At 62.0% G+C, this 24,529-nt stretch carries 23 protein-coding genes; 12 read left to right on the top strand and 11 right to left on the bottom strand.

Annotated features, from left to right (window positions below; translation table 11 throughout):
• The first annotated feature begins 44 nt into the window (after positions 1-44).
• On the top strand, positions 45-683 hold the full coding sequence (locus tag AmiPiv_RS06135) for a DNA-3-methyladenine glycosylase I (protein WP_340036433.1): 639 nt from the start codon (positions 45-47) through the stop codon (positions 681-683).
• A gap of 190 nt (positions 684-873) precedes the next feature.
• Here AmiPiv_RS06135 and AmiPiv_RS06140 read toward each other — a convergent pair whose 3' ends face one another.
• Positions 874-1,269 (bottom strand): hypothetical protein, encoded by a 396-nt coding sequence (locus AmiPiv_RS06140; protein ID WP_340036434.1) that lies wholly within the window; start codon positions 1,267-1,269, stop codon positions 874-876.
• A 419-nt stretch (positions 1,270-1,688) separates the two neighbouring features.
• On the opposite strand from AmiPiv_RS06140, the gene hisS reads away from it, so the two are divergent.
• From hisS to AmiPiv_RS06170, 6 genes are all read left to right on the top strand, one after another.
• Entirely contained in the window at positions 1,689-3,206 is a 1,518-nt protein-coding gene (gene hisS / locus AmiPiv_RS06145) for a histidine--tRNA ligase (protein ID WP_340036435.1), read from the top strand.
• Between the two features lie 219 nt (positions 3,207-3,425).
• The gene (locus tag AmiPiv_RS06150) at positions 3,426-4,544 is read left to right on the top strand and encodes an ATP phosphoribosyltransferase regulatory subunit (protein WP_340036436.1); all 1,119 of its coding nucleotides are present in this window, start codon (positions 3,426-3,428) and stop codon (positions 4,542-4,544) included.
• Positions 4,544-5,248, top strand: coding sequence for an ATP phosphoribosyltransferase (gene hisG, locus AmiPiv_RS06155; protein WP_340036437.1), 705 nt, complete (start codon positions 4,544-4,546; stop codon positions 5,246-5,248). The genes AmiPiv_RS06150 and hisG overlap by 1 nt, the downstream gene beginning before the upstream one ends.
• 152 nt (positions 5,249-5,400) lie before the next feature.
• Positions 5,401-6,687 carry an RsmB/NOP family class I SAM-dependent RNA methyltransferase gene (locus AmiPiv_RS06160; protein WP_340036438.1) on the top strand — a complete coding sequence of 429 codons (1,287 nt, stop codon included), beginning with the start codon at positions 5,401-5,403 and terminating at the stop codon, positions 6,685-6,687.
• 102 nt (positions 6,688-6,789) lie between these two features.
• Positions 6,790-7,248, top strand: a complete 459-nt coding sequence (locus tag AmiPiv_RS06165; RefSeq protein WP_340036439.1) for a PaaI family thioesterase — start codon at positions 6,790-6,792, stop codon at positions 7,246-7,248.
• Positions 7,249-7,253: 5 nt separating this feature from the next.
• Positions 7,254-7,889, top strand: coding sequence for a 5'-methylthioadenosine/S-adenosylhomocysteine nucleosidase (locus tag AmiPiv_RS06170; protein WP_340036440.1), 636 nt, complete (start codon positions 7,254-7,256; stop codon positions 7,887-7,889).
• Positions 7,890-7,893: 4 nt separating this feature from the next.
• On the opposite strand, the gene AmiPiv_RS06175 is transcribed toward AmiPiv_RS06170, so the two are convergent.
• On the bottom strand, positions 7,894-8,223 hold the full coding sequence (locus AmiPiv_RS06175) for a hypothetical protein (RefSeq protein WP_340036441.1): 330 nt from the start codon (positions 8,221-8,223) through the stop codon (positions 7,894-7,896).
• 78 nt (positions 8,224-8,301) lie between these two features.
• On the opposite strand from AmiPiv_RS06175, the gene AmiPiv_RS06180 reads away from it, so the two are divergent.
• Positions 8,302-8,736, top strand: a complete 435-nt coding sequence (locus AmiPiv_RS06180) for a MarR family winged helix-turn-helix transcriptional regulator (RefSeq protein WP_340036442.1) — start codon at positions 8,302-8,304, stop codon at positions 8,734-8,736.
• A 97-nt stretch (positions 8,737-8,833) separates the two neighbouring features.
• A complete protein-coding gene (gene guaA, locus AmiPiv_RS06185) occupies positions 8,834-10,396 on the top strand; it encodes a glutamine-hydrolyzing GMP synthase (RefSeq protein ID WP_340036443.1) in 1,563 nt (520 codons plus the stop codon).
• Between the two features lie 44 nt (positions 10,397-10,440).
• On the opposite strand, the gene AmiPiv_RS06190 is transcribed toward guaA, so the two are convergent.
• A complete protein-coding gene (locus tag AmiPiv_RS06190; RefSeq protein ID WP_340036444.1) occupies positions 10,441-10,605 on the bottom strand; it encodes a hypothetical protein in 165 nt (54 codons plus the stop codon).
• Between the two features lie 107 nt (positions 10,606-10,712).
• Between AmiPiv_RS06190 and AmiPiv_RS06195 the strand changes: the two genes are divergently transcribed.
• The gene (locus AmiPiv_RS06195) at positions 10,713-11,966 is read left to right on the top strand and encodes a tyrosine-type recombinase/integrase (protein WP_340036484.1); all 1,254 of its coding nucleotides are present in this window, start codon (positions 10,713-10,715) and stop codon (positions 11,964-11,966) included.
• 94 nt (positions 11,967-12,060) lie between these two features.
• Here the strand turns inward: AmiPiv_RS06195 and AmiPiv_RS06200 are convergent, their stop codons facing one another.
• The gene (locus tag AmiPiv_RS06200; protein WP_445206904.1) at positions 12,061-12,423 is read right to left on the bottom strand and encodes a helix-turn-helix transcriptional regulator; all 363 of its coding nucleotides are present in this window, start codon (positions 12,421-12,423) and stop codon (positions 12,061-12,063) included.
• Positions 12,424-12,617: 194 nt separating this feature from the next.
• A complete protein-coding gene (locus AmiPiv_RS06205) occupies positions 12,618-13,820 on the bottom strand; it encodes a hypothetical protein (RefSeq protein ID WP_340036445.1) in 1,203 nt (400 codons plus the stop codon).
• A gap of 436 nt (positions 13,821-14,256) precedes the next feature.
• On the opposite strand from AmiPiv_RS06205, the gene AmiPiv_RS06210 reads away from it, so the two are divergent.
• A complete protein-coding gene (locus tag AmiPiv_RS06210; protein ID WP_340036446.1) occupies positions 14,257-14,898 on the top strand; it encodes a hypothetical protein in 642 nt (213 codons plus the stop codon).
• Positions 14,899-14,900: 2 nt separating this feature from the next.
• Entirely contained in the window at positions 14,901-17,213 is a 2,313-nt protein-coding gene (locus AmiPiv_RS06215; RefSeq protein ID WP_340036447.1) for a DNA sulfur modification protein DndB, read from the top strand.
• On the opposite strand, the gene AmiPiv_RS06220 is transcribed toward AmiPiv_RS06215, so the two are convergent.
• The 6 genes from AmiPiv_RS06220 to AmiPiv_RS06245 all read right to left on the bottom strand — a co-directional run bounded on the left by AmiPiv_RS06220 (position 17,210) and on the right by AmiPiv_RS06245 (position 24,507).
• A complete protein-coding gene (locus tag AmiPiv_RS06220) occupies positions 17,210-17,836 on the bottom strand; it encodes a class I SAM-dependent methyltransferase (protein ID WP_340036448.1) in 627 nt (208 codons plus the stop codon). The genes AmiPiv_RS06215 and AmiPiv_RS06220 overlap by 4 nt on opposite strands.
• Complete coding sequence (locus AmiPiv_RS06225) at positions 17,836-18,276, bottom strand: hypothetical protein (RefSeq protein ID WP_340036449.1); 441 nt, start codon at positions 18,274-18,276, stop codon at positions 17,836-17,838. The genes AmiPiv_RS06220 and AmiPiv_RS06225 overlap by 1 nt, the downstream gene beginning before the upstream one ends.
• 4 nt (positions 18,277-18,280) lie before the next feature.
• Entirely contained in the window at positions 18,281-19,114 is an 834-nt protein-coding gene (locus tag AmiPiv_RS06230; protein ID WP_340036450.1) for a DUF3883 domain-containing protein, read from the bottom strand.
• A gap of 94 nt (positions 19,115-19,208) precedes the next feature.
• Positions 19,209-20,048: a phosphoadenosine phosphosulfate reductase family protein gene (locus tag AmiPiv_RS06235; protein WP_340036451.1), complete on the bottom strand. Its 840-nt coding sequence runs from the start codon at positions 20,046-20,048 to the stop codon at positions 19,209-19,211.
• A complete protein-coding gene (locus AmiPiv_RS06240; RefSeq protein ID WP_340036452.1) occupies positions 20,045-23,488 on the bottom strand; it encodes an ATP-binding protein in 3,444 nt (1,147 codons plus the stop codon). Before AmiPiv_RS06240 ends, AmiPiv_RS06235 begins: the two co-directional genes overlap by 4 nt.
• Entirely contained in the window at positions 23,485-24,507 is a 1,023-nt protein-coding gene (locus AmiPiv_RS06245) for a DUF4007 family protein (protein WP_340036453.1), read from the bottom strand. The genes AmiPiv_RS06240 and AmiPiv_RS06245 overlap by 4 nt, the downstream gene beginning before the upstream one ends.
• Between the last annotated feature and the right edge of the window lie 22 nt (positions 24,508-24,529).

Here is a 24,529-nt window from a genome sequence, read left to right on the forward strand (position 1 = left end):
CGCGGGCAAATCAAAGCCTTCGGGCAATTGCGAGCGGGTTGACGATGGACGAGAGAAAAACGGGGCTGATGCAGGGCGCCGACGGCGCGACGCGCTGCTTCTGGCCGGGCAGCTTGCCGGACTACCTGCACTATCATGACCACGAATGGGGCCGCCCGGTCGCCGACGACCATCGTCTGTTCGAGAAGATCTGCCTCGAGGGCTTCCAGTCGGGCCTGTCGTGGCTCACCATCCTGCGCAAGCGCGAGAGCTTCCGCGAGGCGTTCTCCGGCTTCGACTTTGACAGGGTCGCCGAATATGGCGAGGCCGACATCGAGCGGATGCTGGGCAATCCGGGCATCGTGCGCCACCGCGGCAAGATCGTCTCGACCATCAACAATGCCAGGCGCGCCCGCGCGCTCGCCGACGAGGCGGGGTCGCTCGCCGCCTGGTTCTGGCGTTTCGAGCCTGGCGACGACGAGCGGCCGAAGGTGGTCGATTACCCGACGCTCGTCGCCAACCCGACGACGCCGACCTCGACGCGGATTTCCAAGGAATTGAAGAAGCGCGGCTGGACCTTCGTTGGCCCGACCACCGTCTACGCCTTCATGCAGGCCATGGGCCTGGTCAACGACCACATCGAGGGCTGCATGTGTCGGGACAAGGTCGAAGCCGAGCGCCGGGCGTTCAAGCGGCCGGGGTGAACGCTCTTATCCTTCTCCCCTTGCGGGAGAAGGTGCCCCGAAGGGGCGGATGAGGGGTGTTGGACGGAGTGCGACATCGGCTATTTCGCACGATCCGGTCCCATTCTCCACGCTCTCGCTTCTTCCAACACCCCTCATCCGTCTTGGCGCTCCGCGCCAATCCACCTTCTCCCGCAAGGGGAGAAGGAACCTAGCGCTCATACCGCCCCTTGTACCCACTGCCGGCGATGTTCCAGACCAGCGAGCGCCCCGAGACCGTGAGCACCAGCCCGCCGAAGCCGCGGTCGTCGGGCGTGTGCCTGCGCGAGGCAGCGCTGCGCCCCGCGGGGATCACCTCGACCGTCGATCCGCGCCGCACCCAGCAGCCCTTGCCGTATTGATCGTTGGCGCCGTAGGCGAGCATGAACTCGAAGCTGCCGTCTGGCCTGAGCAAAAGCTCGGACCCCACTTCCATCACGCCGTTGAGGTAGTAATGGCCGGCAAGCCGTTTGTCGCCGGGCTCGCAGGCGGCGGCCGCGCCAGCGAAGTGCGGGATTGAGAGGACCGCGAAGGGGATCGCGGCAAGGGACAGGAGTTTGCGTAACATGGGCAGTGCCTTCCTGGCTAAGCGTCGCCGCTGGAGAACAAAAGTTCTGCGATGATGACGCCGACCGTCCCCAGCGCAGGATAGAGCACGAGCAGGGCGGTGACGAGCGTGTCGGCAACGCGCGGCGCGGGCTTCCCGCGACTTGCGCGACCCGGTCGGGCAGGGCGCAGCCGCGCGGCACTAACGTCTTTTGGGGTGGCGGTCCTGGGCATCGTCGTGGCCTCGGCTTCCGATTTCGCGCCTTATCGGGCGCGGCTGTTTCGGCACGATGTCGGGCGGGCGGGCGATTGTTTCGGCCTGTCGCTCCGGCATTGGCCAGCCGGTCGCGCCAAACCCTTGCCGCTCCTCCCCAATTCGGTTACGACACGGCGCGCCGCGCCTGCGGCCAAAAACTTCTGGAAAAATCGCGGAATTCGACCATGGCCGACAAATCGGAAAAGATGAAAGCGCGACTGCCGCGCGGCTTCGTCGACCGCAGCGCGGACGACATCCGGATCGTCGAGAAGATGATAGCCAGGATCCGCGAGGTCTACGAACTCTATGGTTTCGAGCCGGTCGACCAGCCGCTGATCGAATACACCGATGCGCTCGGAAAATTTCTGCCCGACCAGGACCGTCCCAACGAGGGCGTCTTCTCCTTCCAGGATGACGACGAGCAGTGGCTGTCGCTGCGCTACGACCTGACCGCGCCGATGGCGCGCTTCGTCGCCGAGAATTTCGAGAGGCTGCCCAAGCCCTACCGCAGCTATCGCTCTGGCTGGGTGTTCCGCAACGAGAAGCCGGGTCCCGGCCGCTTCCGCCAGTTCATGCAGTTCGACGCCGACACCGTCGGCACGCCCGGCGTCGCGGCGGACGCCGAGATGACCATGATGATGGCCGACGTGATGGAAGCGCTCGGCATCGCGCGCGGCGATTACGTCATCCGCGTCAACAACCGCAAGGTGCTCGACGGCGTGCTCGAGGCCATCGGCCTCGGCGGCGATCCTAACGCCTCGCGCCGGCTGACCGTGCTGCGCGCCATCGACAAGCTCGACAAGTTCGGCGCGGACGGCGTCAGGCTGCTGCTCGGCAAGGGCCGCTGGGACGGCGGCAAAGAAGGCGAGGGCGACTTCACCCGAGGCGCCGAACTCGACCAGGCTGCAATCGACACCGTCATCGCCTTCACCGAGGCCGGCGCCGATGACGCCGCCACCACCGTCGAGAACCTCCGCGCCGTTGTCGCCGGCAATGCCCGTGGCACCGAAGGCGTCGACGAGCTTGCCCAGATCGGCTCGCTGGCGGCTGCCGCCGGCTATGACGACGGCCGCATCCGGATCGATCCGTCGGTCGTGCGCGGCCTGGAATATTACACCGGGCCGGTCTTCGAGGCCGAACTGCTGGCCGAGATACCCAATGACGAGGGCCAGGTCGTGCGCTTCGGCTCGGTCGGCGGCGGCGGCCGTTACGACGGCCTCGTCTCGCGCTTCCGCGGCGAGCCGGTGCCGGCAACCGGTTTCTCCATCGGCGTGTCGCGCCTGATGACGGCGCTGAAGAATCTCGGCAAGCTCGACACCTCGGATGTCGTGGCACCTGTCGTCGTGCTGGTCATGGACAAGGACACCGAAAGTCTCGGCCGCTACCAGAAGATGGTCTCCGACCTCCGCCGCGCCGGTGTCCGCGCCGAAATGTATCTCGGCGGCGCCGGCATGAAGGCGCAGATCAAATATGCCGACCGTCGCGGCTCGGGCATCGTCATCATCCAGGGCGGCGACGAGCGCGCCAAGGGCGAGGTCCAGATCAAGGACCTGATCGAAGGCGCCCGCCTTTCGGCCGAGATCACGGACAACGCCGAGTGGCGTGCAGCCCGCCCGGCCCAGATCACCGTGCCGGAAGCCGACCTCGTCGCCGAGGTGAAGAAGATCCTCGCCGCTCAGGCGGAAGAGCGCAGCCGTGGCTAGTGAGTTCAGCGCTTTGTCGCGCCCCCCTCTGGCCTGCCGGCCATCTCCCCCACAAGGGGGGAGATCGGCAGTTCCGGCCTATGCGCCGCATCTGGGGCGTTGGCGATCGGCTGCAAGCGAACTGAAGGCTGATCTCCCCCCTTGTGGGGGAGATGGCCGGCAGGCCAGAGGGGGGCAACATCGAGCGCCAACCTCTGCCCCAATGACATTGGTGTCCGCATGAACGCGCGCTACCCGGCGATCGCTGCCGACATCCTCAAGCTCTTCGCCGCGCGCGGGGCCGATGCGGTCGACGTGCCGGTGCTGCAGCCGGCCGATCCGTTCCTCGACATGGCCGGCGAGGACCTGCGCCGCCGCATCTTCCTGACCGAGAGCGAGACGGGTACGACGCTCTGCCTCAGGCCGGAATTCACCATCCCGGTCTGCCTCGACCACATCCGCAAACGCTCCGGCACGCCGCGCCGCTATTCCTATCTCGGCGAGGTCTTCCGCCAGCGCCGCGAGGGCGGCAACGAGTTCTTCCAGGCCGGCGTCGAGGACCTCGGCGACAAGAACATCGCCGCGGCCGATGCGCGCTCGGTGGCCGACGCGCACGCGCTTCTCACGCTTTGCCTGCCAGGTCGAGACCTTGCAGTCACCCTCGGCGACCAGGCGATCTTCGAGGCGGTGCTGGCCGCACTCGGCCTGCCGCGCGGCTGGCGCATGCGGCTCGCCCGCGCCTTCGGCTCGGCCGAACAGCTTGCAGCTGCCCTCGACGATCTGGCGGCGCCGACGCGCAGCTCGGCGCTTGCCGAACCCGTTGCCTCGCTCGTCGCCGACGGCGACCTCGATGCGCTGGCGGCGCACATCGCCGAAGGCATGGAGCAGGCGGGGCTGTCGCCGTCCGCCGGCCGCACCCCCACCGACATCGCCCGCCGCCTGATCGAGCGGGCCGAACTGCGCAGCGTGCGCCTGTCGAACGATGCCTTCGAGGCCCTCAAGCGCTTCCTGTCGATCCATGTCGCGCTGGACGCGGCCCCTGCGGCGCTCAAGGACTTCGCCGCGGCTGCCGGGCTGACGCTCGGGGCCGCGCTCGAGAATTTCTCCGCGCGCGCCGAGGCGATCGCCGGCCACGGTCTTGCCGCCGGCACGGTCCGCTACGATGCGGCCTTCGGCCGGCCGCTCGACTATTACACCGGCCTCGTCTTCGAGATTTCGGGTTCCGATGGCGAACGGCCGCTGGCCGGCGGCGGCCGCTACGACCGGCTGCTGACGCTGCTCGGCGCCGGCAAGCCCATCCCCGGCGTCGGCTTCTCCGTCTGGCTCGACCGCATCGAAGCGCTCAGGGAGGCACGCTGATGGCAATCTCGCTCGCGCTGCCGTCCAAGGGGCGGCTCAAGGAGCAGGCGCTGGACGTGCTGGCCAAGGCCGGCTTCACGGTCAACCTGCCTGAGGACGACCGCCGCTACCGCGCCACCGTCGACGGCCGGCCGGACATCGAGATCGCCTTCCTCTCCGCCTCGGAGATTGCCGGCGAGATCGGCCAGGGCAATGTCGACCTCGGCATCACCGGCGAGGACCTCGTCCGCGAAAATCTCGCCGACTGGGAAAGCAAGGCCGAGATCGCGGCCAGGCTGGGCTTCGGCCATGCCGACGTCATCGTCGCCGTGCCTGAAATCTGGCTCGATGTCGACACCATGGCCGACCTCGACGACGTTGCCGCCGATTTCCGCCAGCGCCATGGCCGTCGGCTGCGCATCGCCACCAAATACTGGCGGCTGACGCAGCAGTTCTTCTCCCAGAAACACGGCATCCAGGTCTATCGCATCGTCGAGAGCCTGGGGGCGACCGAGGGCGCGCCCGCAGCGGGCTCGGCCGACGTCATCGTCGATATCACCTCGACCGGCTCGACGCTCCGCGCCAACCACCTGAAGATCCTGTCGGACGGCATCATCCTGCGCTCGCAGGCCTGCCTGGTGCAGTCGCGCAGGAAGCGCAGTGCCGCCGACGAGGCCGCGCTCGCCGCGTTCACTGCGGCAATAGCGGCGGCCGTCGGCGGTTGACCCCCGCGAGTTCCGGGCACTCGTTTGCCCGGGACGGCTGCCTTTCCCCCGGCGAAAATATGCCCGGTTTTCCGGCCCGCTGCCGCTTGTGCATTTCGCCGTCGCTGTTTAGCTAGGCCTGAAACGGGTCAACCGAAGACGGATCACCGGACATGCGACTTGGCGGAAGGCTGGCTGCGGCCATCGAAGTGCTCGACGATATCGAGCGGCGGCACAGGCCGGCCGCCGATGCGCTCAAGGATTGGGGGCTTTCGCACCGCTTTGCCGGCGCCGGCGACCGCGCCGCGATCGGCAACATCGTCTACGACGCGCTGCGCCGCAAGCGCTCCGCCGGCTGGCTGGTCGGCGACGACACGTCCCGCGCGCTCGGTTTCGGGGCGCTGCTGCTCGAATGGAACCAGTCGGCCGCAGCCCTCAACCAGACGCTCGACGGCGACAAGTTCGCGCCCGAGCCGCTGACTGATGCCGAACTCAAGTCCATCGCCGAGCGCAAGCTGACGGACGCGCCCGATGCCGTGCGCGCGGACAGCCCCGACTGGTGCGCGCCGCTGCTCGAACGCGCTTTCGGCGCCGACTGGGTGGAGGAGGGCGCGGCGCTTGCCGCCCGCCCGCCGCTCGACATCCGCGTCAACACGCTCAAGGCCGACCGCGACCGCGTCATCGCCGAACTCGAGGGAACGCAGGCCGCGCCGACCGCGCTTGCGCCGCATGGCGTGCGCATTCCGCCCATCGACGGCAGCGGCCGCCACCCCAACGTCCAGGCCGAGCCGGCCTTCCAGAAGGGCTGGTTCGAGATCCAGGACGAGGGCTCGCAGCTCGCCGCCGAGCTCGCCGGTGCAGCGCCCGGGATGCAGGTGCTCGACTATTGCGCCGGCGCCGGCGGCAAGACGCTGGCGCTGTCGGCCGCCATGGACAATCGCGGCCAGATCTTCGCCCATGATTCGGAGAAGTCGCGGCTCGCGCCGATGTTCGACCGCCTCCGCCGCTCCGACAACCGCAATGTCCAGGTCGTCGCCCGGCAATCGGAACTGGGCGAGCTTTCTGGCCATATGGACATCGTGCTGATCGACGCGCCCTGCACCGGCAGCGGCACCTGGCGCCGCCGGCCCGACGCCAAATGGCGCCTCACCGACCGCCAGCTCGACGTGCGCAAGGCCGAGCAGTCGGCCATCCTCGACGCTGCCAGCACCTACGTGAAGCCTGGCGGCCTGATGGTCTACATCACCTGCTCGGTGTTCGACGAGGAGAACGCCGACCAGGTCGAGGCCTTCCTCGCGCGCGATCGCGCGTTCTCGGCCGTCGATCACCATGCCTTGTGGGTCGCCCGCTTCCCGGGCAAGGAGGGCGCCGTCCGCTTCGGCCGCCAGGGCCTGTCGCTCACCCCGAAGCGGAGCGGCACCGACGGTTTCTATTTCGCCGCCATGCGCCGGGCCAGCTGATCGCCATCGGACGAGCAGCGCGGTTCTGCCCGTGTTGCATCGCAGCATTTCCGATTGCCTGTCTTTCCTCGCTTTGCGATAAGCGTGGCGGAGGAGTTAGACATGGCATCCAAGAACGTTCCGGCACCGAACTATGACGAGCGGGTGAGGGCTTCCTTCGCGCGCCAGAGCGCCATGCGCACCATCGGCGCCGAGCTGACGCTGGTCGCACCTGGCACGGTGGAGATCGAGATGCCTTTCTCTGCCGGCCTCACCCAGCAGCACGGCTTCCTGCACGCTGGCGTCATCTCGGCGGCGCTCGATTCCGCCTGCGGCTACGCCGCCTATTCGCTGATGCCCGAGAATTCCGGCGTGCTGTCGATCGAGTTCAAGGTCAACCTTTTGGCACCCGGTCGCGGCGAGCGCTTCCTGTTCCGCGGCTCGGTCACCAAGCCGGGCCGCACCATCGTCGTTGCCGACGGACAGGCCTATGCCTTCGCCGCCGACGGTGAGGCCAAGCTGATCGCCACCATGACCGGCACGATGATGGTGGTCGTCGGCCGCGACGGCATTGAAGGATGAGCGCCGTGGCCGAGGTCGTGCAGTTTTCGGGCCGAAACGTCCTGTTCGTCATGGCCGTCGATGCCGAATATGGCGAACATCTGAGCAGGCTGTTCACGCCGCTGATGACCGGGGTGGGGCCGGTCGAGGCTGGAGTCGCGGTCGGCGCCGAGCTGTCGCGCCTGGCGGCTGCGAATGCCTTGCCGGACTTGGTCGTCTGTCTCGGCTCCGCCGGCAGCCGCAAGCTCGAACAGACCGATGTCTACCAGGTCACCTCGGTCAGCTACCGCGACATGGATGCTTCCGCGCTCGGCTTCGAGAGGGGTGTCACGCCGTTCCTCGGCCTGCCGGCCACCTTGCTCCTTCCGCTCCGCATCCCCGGCGTGAGGGAGGCGAGCCTCTCGACCGGTGGAGCGATCATCTCGGGCGCCGCCTACGACGCCGTCGCCGAGGACATGGTCGACATGGAGACCTTCGCAGTGCTGCGCGCCTGCCAGCTTTTCGGCGTGCCGCTGATCGGCCTGCGCGGCATTTCCGACGGCGCGAGCGACATCCACCATGTCGACGACTGGACCGAATATCTGCATGTCGTCGACGAGAAGCTGGCGCATGCCGTGCATCTGCTCGCCCAGGCGATCGCCAGGGGCGAGCTGACGTTCTAGCAAGTCAGCCGGCCGCGCGGGGCAAACCCTTGGCGTTGCCGAACAGCACGCCGAGCAGCTTCACCCGGACGTCGCGGTCCTGGTTGACATAGGTGACCGCGCCGGCTTCGTGGTCGAGCGCCCAGCGGCCGGTGGCGCCATTGTCCCAGTCCACGACATAGCCGCCATCCGCAAGCTCCCACACGCCCGTCCTCGCCTCGCCGTCGTCGAGCAGCATGTGGGCGACGTCGCCTGTCTCGAAATAGACATAGGCTTCCTTGCCGTTGCGCTCGAGCACGTGGGTCGTGCCGGGAATAAGGATGCTCAGCGAACTCCGGTCGAGAATTGCCATCATTCTGTCCTTCCGCTATCGATTTGGTCAAGTGGCTTGACGTTAACGGCGAGCGGCATGATAGTCAAGAGGCTTGACGAAATGGCAAAATCCTATCCTGATCATATCGGTTGGCAGCTCTGGCAGGCGAGCCGCGCCTGGCAGGCCGAGTTCGCGGATGCGATGCGCGCCGCTGGCCACGGCTGGTTCAGCGAAAGCCGCGCCGGCCTCCTGGGCCACATTCCCCGTGGCGGCCTGAAGCAGTCCGCCCTGATCGATCGTGCCGGCATCTCCAAGCAGGCGATCCAGCAGCTGCTAGACGGTATGGAAGCCGAAGGCGTCATCGTACGCACCGCCGATCCGGACGACAGGCGCGGCAAGCTCCTCCTCTACACGCCGAAGGGAGTGGCCGCACTCGACGACGGCGACCGCATCAAGCTGGAGATCGAGAATCGCTATCGCGACCGGCTGGGCGAGGGGCCTTTCGAAGACTTGATGGCGGCGCTGCGCGGCCTCGCCGAAGCCCGGTCCGGGTGACAGCCCGGTCCGGCCGGAACGGCCATTGCGTTCCGCACTTGTCACCCATGCAATCGAGCCCATTGCACAGAACGGATTCTTTCTTTAAACGCCCGCCATGAAGAACTCCGAGCACCCCGAAACCGTCCTCATCATCGACTTCGGCAGCCAGGTGACGCAGCTCATCGCGCGTCGCGTCCGCGAGGCCGGGGTCTACTCCGAGATCGTGCCCTTCCAGTCGGCCGCAGAGGCCTTCAGGCGGATCAACCCCAAGGCGGTGATCCTCTCGGGCAGCCCTCACTCCACCGTCGACATCGGCAGCCCCCGCGCGCCTGACGCCGTCTTTTCCGCCGGCATCCCGGTGCTCGGCATCTGCTATGGTGAGCAGACCATGTGCGCCCAGCTCGGCGGCAAGGTCGAGGCCGGCCACCATCGCGAGTTCGGCCGTGCCTATCTCGAGGTCCAGGACGACAGCCCGCTGTTCGAAGGCGTCTGGGCCAAGGGCACCCGCCACCAGGTGTGGATGAGCCACGGCGACCGCGTCACCGAGATTCCCGCCGGCTTCCGCGTCATCGGCACCTCCACCGGCGCGCCGTTCGCAGCCATCGCCGACGAAAAGCGCAACTTCTACGCCGTCCAGTTCCACCCCGAGGTCGTGCACACGCCCGACGGCGCCAAGCTCCTGCGCAACTTCGTCCATAAGATCGCCGGCATCGAGAGCGACTGGACCATGCGCGCCTATCGCGAGCATGCGGTCGAGGCGATCCGCCAGCAGGTCGGCGACAAGAAGGTCATCTGCGCCCTGTCCGGCGGCGTCGACTCCTCAGTCGCGGCCCTGCTGATTCACGAAGCCGTCGGCGACCAGCTCACCTGCATCCTCGTCGACCACGGCCTGATGCGCAAGAACGAGGCGGCGGACGTGGTCGCCATGTTCCGCGAGCACTACAACCTGCCGCTCATCCTCGTCGACGCCTCCGATCGCTTCATCGGCGCGCTCGAAGGCGAGTCCGATCCCGAGGTCAAACGCAAGACCATCGGCCGCCTGTTCATCGAGGTCTTCGAGGAAGAGGCCAGGAAGCTCGGCGGCGCCGATTTCCTCGCCCAGGGCACGCTCTATCCAGATGTTATCGAGAGCGTTTCCTTCACCGGCGGCCCCTCGGTCACCATCAAGTCGCACCACAATGTCGGCGGTCTTCCCGAGCGCATGAACATGCAGTTGGTCGAGCCGCTGCGCGAGCTGTTCAAGGACGAGGTCCGCGTGCTCGGTCGTGAGCTTGGCCTGCCCGACTCGTTCATCGGCCGCCATCCGTTCCCCGGACCGGGCCTCGCTATCCGCTGCCCGGGTGGCATCACCCGCGAGAAGCTCGAAATCCTGCGCGAGGCCGACGCGATCTATCTCGACGAGATCCGCAAGGCCGGCCTCTATGACGCCATCTGGCAGGCATTCGCCGTGCTGCTGCCGGTCCAGACCGTCGGCGTCATGGGCGACGGCCGCACCTACGAATTCGTCTGCGCCCTGCGTGCGGTGACCTCGGTCGACGGCATGACCGCCGACTTCTACCACTACGACATGGCCTTCCTCGGCCAGGCCGCCACCCGCATCATCAACGAGGTGCGCGGCATCAACCGCGTCGTCTACGACGTCACTTCGAAGCCGCCAGGCACGATCGAGTGGGAGTGACCCGGCGTCCTTCAGGGCGTTTCGCGGTCAATCGCTAGACTAACCTATCTCATTGAAAATAAAATATAAAGGTCTCGCCGTCTATCGCGACCTATCGCCTCAAAGCGCGACCATTTGACGGTATTGCTGACGGTATTTGGATTCTCGTCAACGAGCCGCTTTCCAAATACCGTCAGCGCCGCAAAGCCAAGCGGCACATCGATTTTCAAGCTAATATGCTGATATTAAAGTGAAATGATAGTAGCTTGACGGTATTTCGTGTGACGGTAAAAATAGGCCATTCGACGGGGTGCTTGACGTCGAAAAGGCCTTTGCGATGCTGACCGATCTCGCTCTTAAGAAGCTGAAACCAAAAGACAAATTGTACAAGCTGTCGGATCGTGACGGTATGTACGTTGTCGTGGCGCCCTCCGGGCTCATTACCTTCCGCTATGACTACCGTCTCAACGATCGCCGCGAGACATTGACCATCGGGCGCTACGGTCCGGACGGCATCGGCCTGTCCGAAGCCAGAGACCGATGCACGGCTGCGAGGAAGCTGGTGGCGGAAGGGCAATCACCGGCCCTCGATAAGCAGCGCAAAAAGCGGCGCCTTACACCTGCGGCGAGTTTCAAGGAGGTTGGCGGGCGCTGGCTCAAAGAGGCGCGAATGGCCGAGAGCACGCGATCTATGCGCAAGACAATCTTCGACCGCGACATCCTGCCGACATGGAAGAACCGGCTGCTGACCGAGATCACACCCGAGGATGTGCGGACACTCTGTCACAAGGTGAAGGATCGCGGCGCGCCGGCGACCGCCATCCATGTTCGCGACATTGTCAAGCAGGTCTACGGTTTCGCCATCCTCCACGGCGAGAAGATCCGCAACCCGACCGACGACGTGGCCCCCGCCTCGATCGCGACCTTCGTTGCCAGGGACCGCGCGCTGACGCAGACCGAGATCCGCATCATGCTTCAGGAACTGGAGCATGTGCCGACATTGCCCACCATCCGCCTTGGGTTGAGGCTGATCCTGCTGACCATGGTGCGGAAGAGCGAGCTTCTGGAGGCGACCTGGGACGAGGTCGATTTCGAGAACGCAGTGTGGAGCATCCCGAAGGAGCGTATGAAGCGGGGCAAGCCCCACAACGTATACCTGTCGCAGCAGTCGCTCGATATCATGATCGCGCTCAAAACTTGCGCTGCGAATTCGCGCTACGTTCTGCCGTCGCGCTACGACGCGGACGAGACGATGTCGAAAGCAACCTTCAACCGCATCACCATGGCCATCATCGAGCGGGCGAAAAAGAAGGGCCTGGCGTTGCAGCCGTTCACGGTTCACGATCTGCGACGAACCGGCTCGACCTTGCTCCACGAGCTTGGCTTCAACAGCGACTGGATCGAGAAGTGCCTCGCCCACGAGGAGCGGCGCTCATCCCGCAGCGTCTACAACAAGGCCGAATACGAGCAGCAGCGACGCCATATGCTGCAGGAGTGGGCGGACATGATCGACGCCTGGGTCGCGGGCCAGAAGCGAACGCCGGTACTCTATCCGCCGTCGATGCACCCGTCAGCTTCGGAGGCAGCGTAATCCCATCCCGCATTGCGAAAACCGGTCGTCGGGCGCGCGCCCGACTTGATGTAATCGGAGGAACTGCCGCGCGGCGCAGTTTTCCGTGAGTCAGCTACTTTCTAACAGGCCGTGTTCTGCGCTTGCGCACGTCGGGCGCCGGTGCACGCTTGATCCGCTCGGCATTTGACGCCTGCCGACGTTCCTCGATCCAAGCTTCGACCTCCGCCAGATCCCAGACCACGCAACGCGAGGTCAGATAAAAGCGCCTCGGAAATTCGCCGCGCTGCTCCATTTCATAGATCGTTGTGTCAGCCAGGGGCACAATCATGCGAAGTTCAGGTCGCCGGACTGTTCGCTTCATGGCCATACGCAACGACGCAGACTTCGACGGAGTATCGTCGCCATTTAGCGCGGCAAGCTTCTCCTCCCGCGCCTGTTGCGGATTTTGGTTTCCAGCATTCACTCCGCCGGGCATGACTGCCTCCAGATCAGTTGACCCGAAGCGAATAATGGGCTCGGTGTCCAAAGTGGAAGTCTAAATACCGATCCAATCGGCAACGCGCTGCTCCGACCTGCAAAACGGACGCTTTCCTTGCCTAAGTCACGTCGACGGACGAACGCCGCCAACACGAAATAGGTGTTCAATGGGGTTCGAGATTCGCAGGCGGCCTATGTTGAATCGCCGGTGCCGCTGGTTCGGTGAACCCTTAGATTTTTACCCAGGTGGAAATACCTACCGCCCCCTTGGGGAACCGCGTTCCGGGCCGTTCCTGCATTAAAAGTTATACGGTAATCATGACTTCCACTTTGGACGAAGGCGAGAAAGAAGATCGGGCCGGACTGTAACAGAAAGGGGATCGTGCAGCTTTGGAGTGCTACCTCTATCTCGCCCCTCTTACGGCTATGCTGATCCACGAGGACGAATGCCCAGCGAAAATGATCTCGCGCTACATTCACTATACGGAAGCCGGATGCGACAATTCCATACGCCAAAATAGCATTCTTCGAAAGGTCGGAGAGTATCACCTCCTGTTGTTTGGAACTCTTTTCGGCCTGTCCGATACAACGGATGTTGTCGGTACAATAGAATTCGAATGCTACCTTGTGCGCGTAGTAGATATTCTGAACGTTCAACGCGGCATCGATCAAATCCTCTGGCTGACATGTGAACGTCTTGGGCTGGCTTAGATTGCCATATTCGCAAATTATTTCATCGCCGCTCACGCTATAGCTACCATGATGAGCGATATTCCGTAGCTGAGAGAGCGAAATATTGAGAGGCTTGGGTTGGTAGAACTGAGGGTCAATAGCAATGAGCTTCTCCGTCAACTTGCCAAGCGACAGATGTGGAAGCTGGTCGCCGAACCCGCTCCGGCCCTCGACGGCTAAGGCGCGCACCTCAAGACGCAAGCGCAAGAATGGCTGCAGACTAGACTCGATCATGTCGGCCATGTCTCGCAGGCAACTCCTCGCGAAGGCGTAGCCTTTAAGCTTCGCCTTATCAGCTTCTATTTCAGCAATACTGACCACATGACTGTAGGCGTGGTCCATCTCGGTAAGGAATTTTGCCAGTCTTTCGAAGAGACAGGATGAGTTCGCGGCTTCGGCCGCACGATACTCCTCCAAGAATGTATGCAGAAGTGGCTCAGACCACGCACGGGTCTTCTTCAGAAAAGCGTGCTCATAAGTGAGGCCGCCAGATCCAAGCCCGGCGCTCAGGTTCTCCTCACTCGTAAAGAAGGGACAAATATCTGCTTCGATTTCCCTCAATTGGTCCTCAAGCGAGCGCTTCTCGCCAATGCCAGCCGGTTCGAGCTCGCTTTGAAGGCGGGTGAACAGGTTTGATAGATCTTCAAGCTCCGACCTGCTCATCGTCTTCTCCATCTGCCAAAACCGCCCGAAAAGCTTGTTTGCGACATGCAGTGGCATCGAGAACCGCCCTGCGACAGGGTTCCGGCGCCATCGAACCATCTCCTCGATGATGCGAGGATACCCGCGCTTATAGCATATCGCGGCGGCAGCACGCCGACTGTGATCTCGAGTACGCACCGAGTCCACGTCCCAAAGGCATTCTCCCGGCGGACACTCCCAGGACTATCGGTGAACGCATCTCCTTACGGATCAGGCCATGTTCATCACGCTGCGCTCAGCACGGGAGTGTGCAGCGACCACAGCTTTGTCTTTCAACCGCCCGGTCCTCCTTGCTAAACATCTCGCTAAGCCATGCATTCAAAGCAATACTCTGGGGTGGTTACCGCGATTCGCGGCGAGAAATGTGGTGAAGAGGGGTTACTGATGCGGAGCGGTGGTGGCCACATATAGCTGGCATGAGATTGGCGATGTCCCGGCCAAGCCCGGCGTCTATGCTTGGTACTACACGCCAGAGATTACGTCCTTCGATCTAGAACGCATCACGGCCGACGTCGCAACGCTCAAAGCGTCGGTTTCGTCGGCCGCTGCGAAGGAAGCAGTCCGTGCTTTTCTCTATGACAGCGTCTTCAAGTATTTCCGCGAACAGCCTTACTCCGCACACCTTCGAGGCCCGCTAAAGCCCCGTTATGAGGGCCGGATCGAGCATATGCCGACCCTTTCGGAGTCGCTGCTTGATCGGATTGTGGAAGAGCCCGCGAGATTGGTCACCATTCGCGAGGTGCTCGAAGTATCGGCCCCGCATTTCGCCAGTCCGATCTATATAGGCATGTCTGAGAGGCTTAGAGCCCGCCTAAAGCGTCACAAGGTCCTGATTGAGAAGTATGGCGAGCTTCCAGACATCGGGTCGTCAGAGGAAGAGCAACGCGATCAGAGCTTCGCACGCGAAGTGCGTTCGAGAAATATCCCGCCCTCCCGTCTCTTTGTGGTCGCCACGGTGATCGCCGGCCCGCCTGGCACTTATATCGACATTGAAAACATACTAAACCGAATTCACTATCCCCTTCTCGGAAGGAATTGAGAATGGCGCTGCGTTTGCGACAGGAGACGGCACTTGATTTGACCTTGGAGGGAACCGTCGGTTCATTCCGGGTAGGTTCGGGGAGTGGCGGCTCACGTTCACTCGAAGTGAAGTATCTCCTGACGCATGTCGGGCTCAATTTCACGTCGCCCTCCAACGATAAGCTGCTGAGCGCACTTGCACCTGTGCGAGAAATCTTCGACTTTCAGAGCCTAGACTTCGACGAGATAATGCAGCGCGATATCGACGACGCGCGCGTCTCGGCCGACTTGGTACCGTACCTGCTCGACGAGCAGTCCAAGGATATGATCAAGCTCTTCCCGCCGATCGTCATCGTTGTCATGCCGATCCAAGAAGGGCGGACTCAACCGGAGAAGTTCTACCCCGAAGTCACAAGTGAGACGCTGCCGCCTGAACCGAACCGAGACTGGTCGCTGTTGGTGACCCGTTCGGGTGCCACAGGGCGCGAAGTGTTTCAGTTCGAGCAGCCGCTAGAAGGCGGCCGGGCGCTGATGCACGATCTGGTACGGCTGCGGCTGAACACGCACCGCACCCGCCTCGTTATCGTCGACGGCCAGCACCGAGCGATGGCGTTGCTCGCGATCTACCGCAATCTCAAGGACCAATGGTCTGATGAGCGCCGCGCGCCATTTAAAGAGTATTATTCCGCCTGGACCAAGACCTATATCGAGCGGTTCAATCTCGACGAAATAAACCTTCCCGTCATCCTCTGCACGATCCCCGAACTGGACACAACATATCGCGGGGATTTCGACATGAAGAAGGCGGCCCGTTCCATCTTCCTGACATTGAACAAGACGGCGCGGCAGGTCTCTGATGCGCGCAACAAATTGCTCGACGACAACGATTTGATCAGCTCCCTGATGCGACGCACGCTTTCGCACATCAAAGAGAAAGACGAGCGATCGCCTCAGGCGCTGCGGATTGTCAATGTCGAACTCGATCAGGACGGAAGCCGGCAGAAGATTCAGACGCCCGTTGCGATCACTGGCGTACCCCACGTCTATTACATGATCGAACATATGATGCTCGATAACGGGGGTACAGTTAAGGGCGTCAAGCCGCGCGGCGGCACGTTTTACAATCGCACGCGGCTCGACGATTTGCTGGTGCGGCTCGATGGCCGCAATTTGCTCGGCGCTGCGACCGCCGACACCATCCGGCGGGATCTGTTCACCGCAGCCGCCGCAGACAAGCTCGGAAGGCAATTCGATATTCGGTATGGCGCGTATATTATCAGTGCGCTCGAACGCTTCGCGCCCTTCGATCGCCACAACCGTGCGGTCATCGAAATCGGCGAGCAACTCGAGCGCGAACATGACCGACAACTCAAGCCCATTCTGCTCGAGGGCCAAGGAATCGGTCGCGTTTTCGACACCCACCGGGCCAATCTCCGCCAGAAGCTCCGCAACGGCTATTTCAAAACCGACGTTCCGGAGATCGAAGCGAGCTCACGCCGTCTAGATGCGACCGCTGCACGGATTGCTGACGCGGTGGCGCGTCTCTATCGGGAGCGCGCCCAGCGGCTGCTCGGCGACATCAGCGACAAGAAGCCTATCCGAACCGAAGGTGGCGAGATTCATCCCAAAATCGTGGAATGGTGCAATCGGCTTTTTGACGAGGTGTTCAGCACGGTCGCGTTTCAGACGGCGCTCATCTGCGGCTTCCTTGGCCTCGTAGAAAAAGCTGAACGCCGGCTGCAGAAGGGTGATTTCGGCGAACAGCCGCCCGTCGACCGCGACCAAGCCTTCGACGAATATGTGTCGCAACTCAACCAATTCTTCGTGCCACGCTCCATCCCGCAACTGAAGAAGGTTATTCGCGTATTCACCGGAGAGGTGGCTGACGACAAGGAACTCTGGGCAATCCGTCCGAGCAATCAGACATTCCGCAGCGTAGTTTATCGCGCCGAAATGCAGCCCGACCAGTGGCCAAAATATCGCTATCTGCTGCTCGAAATCTGGCGTCCCGGTCATCCTGCGCTGGAGCAGGTGGTCACAGCCGAGCGGGCAGAATGCCGCGACGAAGTGTTCTCAGCATTACACGATCATTACGAGACCACCTATTGCCGGGAGAAGGGCAAGCTCAAGGATGAGTTGACCCGACCCGAGCGAAGCGAGATCTTCAACCAAGCGTTCGACCCCTACAACGGGCTCGTACGGAACATCGGCGCAGAGCCGCTGGAACGCAAAGCAATGCGCGAAGCGGTCTCGAAGGTTCCAGCGGCGGCAGCGACGGATCCCGAAATGGAGGAAGAAGATCTCGCGGACACGGAGGAGAGTTCGGCTTCCTAGCGCGCGTCCTTTTCCAGGGCGAGTGTGGACCAGGCAATGTCTGCGCGTGCAAGAGCGTCCTTCGCCTCAAACTTGCGAACTAGGCGCAAGCCTGATTTTAGGGCACTGGCCTCGACGGCATCCGTTGTGACTGTTGCAAAGGCGCGAGACCGATCGACCGGTCCGCGACGGATAGAAATTGCTAGCCGGCCACCCGCCTCAAGGAGTTGGCTGAGACGACGCATGGCGGCCAGCCGATCGCGCGAAACTAGGTGCATCCACACTGCGCTCACCAAGATGAAGGCGAATCGGCGCTCGCCAAGGATGTGAAGATCGGGCAACGCATCGTCGAGCCACTCAATATTTGCATCACCGTGACGGCGCTTGGCTTCTTCGCGTAGGCCATGAGACGGCTCCACTGCGGTAACGCGGTAGCCTCTTGCCGCCAGGGCTGCTGCATCTCGGCCTGATCCAGAGCCAACGTCGAGAACGCTTGCCCCTGGGGATGGCAGAAGATCAATTATGCCCGCGTGCACGCGCTCGAATGTCGTCGATTCATAAACGTCGGCAATCCGTTTTGCGGACTCATCATAGATCGGCACAGATCGCAGCGAGCTCGGCACTGCACGGGTCGAAGCGGCCATCAGAACCGCAGCCAATCGAGATTGAACAACCCGAGCACGGACCCGATGCCCGCACATCCGAGCGCTACGCTGAATGCCGCGACCACGGTGTAAGGCCAATTGAGAAAGCCGCTTCCGGATGCTCTGACAAAAGCAGGCGGATGGAAGCGCTCAATCTGAACGAGATAAGCCGCCATGACAAATCGAATACGCCATAGAACGGCGATTAGCGCAAAATCGAGAACCGCGCTGAGTAGGAACAGTGGCCCTCTGAATTCAGACGCCCCGCTAACGCCTAAGGCAGCATACCAAAGACCGCCGGTAATTGTGATCGCCAACAGCGGCACCTGCCACATAATCTGATTCATGGCGCGATACTGCTGAAAGTTCTGCTCGTAACAAGACTGGTCACGAGCGAACGCTTCCGTGCCTGCGGCCTCGTCGGATATGCGTGTGGCCATTTCTTTACTCCAGCAGACAGGTGAAAGAGATTGGCCGAAGTGCGCCAGGTGCCGGCGCCCATGGCCGCCGGACGATCAGTTCACCCCCAGATGCCGCCGCTTCGTCACCGGATCCGACGACGGTGATCCGCGCCACGACAGCCAACGCCATTCGATCGCGATTCGCCTGCGCGAACTCGACCTCCAATCGCGTCAGCTCGACGACGTCTCCCGAGCCGGCAGTCCCTTTCACTTCGATGAAGAGCGCCTGCGTGCCCGCCTCAGCCAAAAGATCGTAGCTTTCGGAAGCGGAGCGGTCTGTGACGGTCCAGCCTTCGGCTTCAAATCGGAGTGCCGCAATTGCCATTGCGTGGCGCTCGATAGCGCGTCGGGCACCAGCGTCGGCCAGAAATCCTTGTCTGTGATCCGAAGTGTCCCTCCGCGACCGGACGCTCTCTATGGAAGGGCCAGCGCCCCATCTCGCCGCCAAACTTCGGCAGTTTTCGTCTCCGCTCTCCAGCATCGCCGCCGCCGCGCGTCGCAAAATTGTGCGGTCCGGCTCCGATTTCCAATGGATCAGCATGGTCGAAGGGACCGCGACCCGATCGAAGCTTGCGCGCCACTCTCGCAAACTGTCCGGCTTCCGAGCTGGTACGAAATCTTCTGGCCCAATCCGCCGTCCAGCCATGGTGTGTGTCCACGCCCCGTCGTTCGAGAGGTGCCAGACCGGGCGCCAACGCATATCGGGTCGGCCAGTATGAATTCCGTCAACCATTGCGCTAACGCGCTCGACCAACTGATCCACGTCGATGTCGACTGGATCGACTTGGCCCTCGTTGATCAAGTCGACAATTGCCATCAGGCAAATAGGCTTAAAAAATGGAGCATCAGGCGACCTACGCGCCGCAACCGACTTGATCAATTCTGTCCAAGGCGCGGACAACGGCCTGCTCCTATTTGTGACAGGACAAGCAGACCTTCGCCGACCCGTACAGGACGTCAAGATCGAGCGGTTCGGGCTCAGAGCGCAGTGGGTTTACCGGCTGCCGTTCGCGCAGGCGCGCAACGCGACGCGCATGATCCTCGCGAATCTGTGCCACACGTTCCGGCCGGCTTAACTGCTCCAGACTTTCGCCCTGACTCCAAGTGAACGGCGAGCCGTGCTCGACCGCATTCTTCTCATAAGCCTTCGCTTCCTGAAAGGCGTCAGGATGCTCATCCATCAGCCGGACCCATTCAATCTTTTGCTGAAAGAAGCAGAAAGTGCAGCCACTCCGAGAGCGCCATCGATAATAGTCGGGGAGACCGACGCCTGACGCTTCGAGAAGCTCGATCACGCCATCTTTGTCGATGGCATGTTCGCGAAAAGGCAGCCGCACGGACAGATTAGGATGGGTTGAGGCGTAGCCCTCCCGATAGTCCTCATCACCACGAATAGCGACATAGCTGATCACCTGCACACCGGTATCCAAATCAGGACGAAGCCACTGCTCAAAAGGCCTTATCTTCAGCTGACGTGTGCACCAACGCGTCTTCGGCGACGGCAGGAAGCTCTTGTATTGAGTGAGCCAGAAATCGAACGTACGGTCCGGATTCAAACGTTCAATCGGCTTGCCGATGAACCCTTCGAGGCGCACGAGAAATTCGTAAACCTCGGGCAACTCCTTGCCCGTGTCTGTGAAGAAATACTCCAAGTCAATATCCGGATGATGCTGGCGCATGAACACAGCCAGCGCAGCGCTATCGCGACCACCCGAAAGGCCAAGCACATGGCGAACCTTGGTCCCAGTCATCGTGCTGCTCCTTTCCGCCGAACGAACGGCAACGGCTGAGGCGGCGGATCGAATGGCAACACCGGCTGCGGATCTGCCTCCGACAGCCGAGCCCCAAGTTCGGCAAGCGCGGCCAACGCAACGTTGCGACCAACCTTGGCGTCTGCGAGAACCTGTTCAAGCTGGTCGGCCAGCATCCGCGCTTCATGCTGTTGACTGATGCCGATGTCAAAATCCGGCTTCACAGGCGATGGACGGTTCGGATCGCTGATGAAAATCGCCATCTTTACACGGCCGTCATCACGGCCCTTCACATGAGCAAAGGCTTCCGCGCGAACAAACTCTTGTGCCAGCGCAGCGATCTCGACACGCGCATGGTCTATATCGCGATCAGCCCAATCGCGCGGCGGCTTGTTAGCCGCGAGGCTGGCCAGCCCCTCCATTTCCTCGTCTTCACCTGTGTAAGTCGCGAGCCGTGTCGCGAACGCATCGAGCCGATAGTTTCCCGTTAGTCCTTTGATCGCTTCCGCCCGTCCGTGTAGCGTCGCAAGGGCGGCCGCCGTTGGCTCCTCGACCCTGAGTTCGCGCAGCATTGCATGCCGAAGCTCTCGGAGCATCGCTGGATAGGCCTCGATCAATTCTCGTAAGCCGTCGCGCAGGGTGGCGACGACAGTCTCGGCAACATCGCGCGTTTGCTCCATCCCGTCGGCAAATACGGATGGTAAGTCGTCAAGGAGGAACTTGTTCGGGTCGCTGGCCAATTTGGCGAGATTGCGAACTTTTGCAGCGGTAGTTGACAGGCGTCCCGTGCGCAGAACCCAGGCCGGCAGACCCAGCACCAAACCTACCAGGCCACGTGCGACATCAATTGTTTCTGGATGAGTCTGGCCGGCCGGGATCGCACCAAACCCTGCAACGAGATCGGCGACGCCACCGAGCACATGGATGTGAAAATCGCTCGCTTCGGTCCAACGCAGCCGAACACTGGCTGGATCTTGGGCGAGACGGTCAATCAGAATCGCCGAGACCTTTGGTTGGAATGCTCCGTCTAGATACACAGCCAAACGCCCGGAGCGGGACATCAGATATGCAACCGCGAACACGGGCAACAGACCATCACGCACGCCGAACGGGGGTTTGCGCCATTCTGCGTAGAGCGTAGCGAGATCCGCTCCCGCAGATCCGGCTTCACGGAAATGCGCCTCAGCGACTTGCCATAGCGGGGCAAGACGACAATCGCTTGCTGCTGCTGGATCGACGAAAGCATAACGTCGGCTGTCATCAGCGCGCGGAGCATGTAAGCCTGTGGCGCCCAATAGCGAATCGTAGAGACCACCGGTTGCTGGATAGCCTTCGATGCCCAAGCGCGGCTCCTGCCAACGTTCGACCATCGCCTTTAGCAGTTCTTTCTGCGCTGCAATGGCGTTGCTGGAAGGCTTGATTCGATTGAGCAATTCATTCTTGATTTTGGGCCCACACCGATAACGTTCGTCCGCTAGCGCAGAAGCAATTGCATTTAGGGTTACCGTGCCATCCGAGGTCGATAGATCGCTTTCATTGCCCGCACGCCAAGCCCATTGGGCCTCATCGAATGCGTGATTCAGTCGATCCTCGACTTCCGCTGATAGCCGCGCAATGCGCGCGCTGACCTCACGCCTTGCGACAGCATCGCCCTGCAACTCCGAGCGTTCTGATCGGACCGCTTCCAGCGCCAGCAGTTCAGAGGCGAGTTCGCGGATCATGAAGCTGTCGCGTGTCCACCCAATTGCGACGGGCCAGCCGTCCGCGGCCTCTGTGGCAGTGCGCCAAAGCTTTTTTGCCTTTGCGTCGCTTTCCGCTTCGGTGCCGATCAGAAGCAAAAAGAGGCCGGTCGCGCCATGCTGCGGACGGAACTGCCGGACACGCTCGGTTCCGTCGCTAAGTGCCGCAATATCTACTTCAAACCAGCGCAGCGCGCCTGTCGTATGATAATGCCGCTTCGCCAAGACCGGCTGTAGCAGCGCCAGCGACCGCAGACGCGCGAGATCGACCATCGGCAGACGCGTGCGAGCCTCGGAGACGGCCGCGTCGATATCGAAGTCGCTCCCGGCGTAGATCGCGTACGAGCCGAGATGACGTCGATAGAGGACAACTGACCAAGCCTTCAAATCTTCGAGGCAGGATTCAAGGCGCGACGCGCCAAGGTGTGGCAACGCGTGGCGGAGCACCTCGGCGCTCGGCAAAAGACCAGACCGCTCCTTGAACAGATCGACGAGCGCAATCGTCTTGACCAATGCGAGATGATCTAACTCTGCGCCCCGCGCCTCGCTGCGCTCAACCGCGTCGACCGCAAGCGACCAACGATGGCCGTCTGGAGATGCCAGGATTGACGGCTCGAGATTGGTACGAAGGTAATCCCAAAGGTTCACCGCGTCATAAGCTACGGCGCCTCGAGCGGGCTCGGTTTTCAAATACTCCTGAAAGCCGAACGGCTCAGCGGAATTTAGGAAGCCGAAGACGCTCCGTTGATTCTGGCCAAAGCGTCGCCGCGAAAGCGGCCCGAGCAGGCTAGCCACTACCGGATGCAACGGCCAACATTCGTGCAGGCGGACTCCCAAGTCACCGCCAGTACCAGGTCGTTGCGCGCGAATCGCATCCGCCACGCCTTCAGCTTGGGCCTTGTTAGCACCAGGCGCTGCGTCGGTTTCGATCGCGCGCGCAATGAGTTCAATTTGTTCCTCGCCCGCCACATTGATCGGTACGTCTGCAAAGCGTCCCTGAATCTTCAACCACTCGTCTCGAATTTCTCGGCTCAGCCGATGCGCGTAGTCATCAAACGATTGATGAAGCACGCCAACAACGACAAGGCGTCCGGCGCTTCGATTTGCGGCCTCAGCAAGCTGCTGAAAGAAATAGACGTCAGCTCCACCACCGAATGCTGCTTCTTCCAGAAATTTGCCCATTTCGTCGATGACGACGAGGAGGCCCGCACGGTCGGGCCGCGCCGAGAGTTCTACAAGCCGTGCGATAACATCGGCCTCTGTCTTGTTTGGACGCCCGCGAGTACGCTTCACGTCCAGAAACTTGTCGAGCGCTGCCCCAACTGCTTTTGACGGATCCACACGGCTGCCGACCACCGGCAGAATCCTCCAACCCAGATCGTCAGGATCCAACAACCGTTCCAATTCGGTCGCGACTTGTTGGCCCATCGCAGAGCGAGCCAGGGTTTTCAGGCTCGGTTCCGCAAGGAGGGCCGCGACCGCAACGGCCAGACTCGACTTGCCGCAACCATACGGCCCTGTCCAAGTGAACGCGCCTTGACCGACTTCATGAATCTGCCGCGCCATTCCGAGTAAGGAGTCGGCGGCGCTCTGCGGGCAAACAAAACCCTCGAGCGATGCCGCGCCGATATCGGTGTCGACCCTTACGGAGCGCTGAAAGCGGCGGCGAACCTTGACGACGGCATCCAGAGTTTTCGTCATGCCGCCCGTGCCTTCATTTTCTTTTGTGACTTCGTGCTGCCGCTACGATAAAGCATCGCAACGTAGCGCAAGGGATCCAGCTTCGTCACATCCGGTGCATAGACCTGCCGCATTCCGGTGGACTCGTCCCACCGGACCGCGCCACGCGTAAGATCGGCCAACCGGGCCAAACGCTCCGCAACCGTTTCCTCATCCAGCAGGAAGACGCGCCCCGGTGCCCCGGCTTCGTGCGTAATCGCCTCGACAGTAAACTCTCGCCGCGTCGGATAGAGCTTCTGCCAAAACCGCAGGAGCCCGTACAGAAACACCTCATCAGGTAAGGTCGATTTCGGCCCCCTACGAAACTGAAATGCCGCGCCGACGTCGACAGGCTGCACCAAGCCGAGCTCGGTAAGTGGGCACTCCAGGTTATCTTCTTGGGTCGAGCGGCTCGCGTCCGCCTTGGTCGCATAGGTCCTAATAAAACAGAGAACGTCGCTCTTTAGCGTCGACTCGGAAATTCGAGAGTTTTTAAGGCGGCCGTCTTCACGCAACTCATCGCAACGTCGCGCAAGGCGCGATCTCAAAAGATCGCGTGTGAATGTTGGCTCGTTGAGCTCATTAAATGCCCAATACCAAGTCGTTGCGCGCATCGGCGTCGCCGCGAGGTGCCAATGCAGGAGCCACAGAGACCCAGGACGCTCCAGGTAAGGATCGCCGTCATCATCAAAAATCAGCCGACCAAGCTCAGTCGGTTGAATTTGACTGCCAGACGAGCCTAAGTCCTCGTCATTTATAATTTGAAGCACGCCGGATGCTAACGACCAATGCCGCATCGACGTGACCATGTTCTTGCCAACGCCGAAGTATGCAATCGCCGAATCATCTGTAAAGATAGAACGAAAGTCCGTCTCACCGGCCGATTCGGCCGCTAAAACGGCGTCATAGGACTTTTTCAACCACCCGTAGCGCAACGGGAATGTTTCATGACCCGCAAACTGCAGCCGAAATCGACCGTCATCGAGAAGGCTACGCGACATTGATCATCCTCACTGGTTGATG

This window comes from Aminobacter sp. Piv2-1, from assembly GCF_037625995.1.
Lineage (GTDB): Bacteria > Pseudomonadota > Alphaproteobacteria > Rhizobiales > Rhizobiaceae > Aminobacter.